This window comes from Pseudomonas sp. SIMBA_067 (genome assembly GCF_046534675.1).
Taxonomy (GTDB): Bacteria; Pseudomonadota; Gammaproteobacteria; order Pseudomonadales; family Pseudomonadaceae; genus Aquipseudomonas; species Aquipseudomonas putida.
Genome location: NZ_JAWRYH010000260.1, coordinates 1 through 288 on the forward strand (window position 1 = coordinate 1; position 288 = coordinate 288).

The following is a 288-nucleotide window of genomic DNA, read 5'->3' on the forward strand; positions in this document are numbered from 1 at the left end:
TGAGCACATTCAGGTAGTCGGTCAGGCCACGCTGGAAGGCGACCATGGCGATGTCGTAGGTCTTCTGCGCGGCGGCGACCGATTCGGCGGCGAAGTGCGACTGTTCTTTCATCGACTCACGGCGGATCAGCTGGTCGGAAATGTTTTTCAGCGCTCCGATCACGGTCTGGTTGTAACGCGCCACGGCCATGTCATAGCCCGCCGAAGCGACGCCCAGCTGCGAGCGCAGGCGGCCACCGTCGAAGATCGGCAGGCTGATGGCCGGGCCGACGTTGTAGTTGAACTTGC

The 288-nt window shown here is 62.5% G+C and carries 1 protein-coding gene; it reads right to left on the bottom strand.

The window, feature by feature from the left end; genetic code table 11:
- The coding region (locus tag SB765_RS29005) for a TolC family protein (protein ID WP_410932401.1) at positions 1 to 288 on the bottom strand (288 nt) is incomplete at both ends.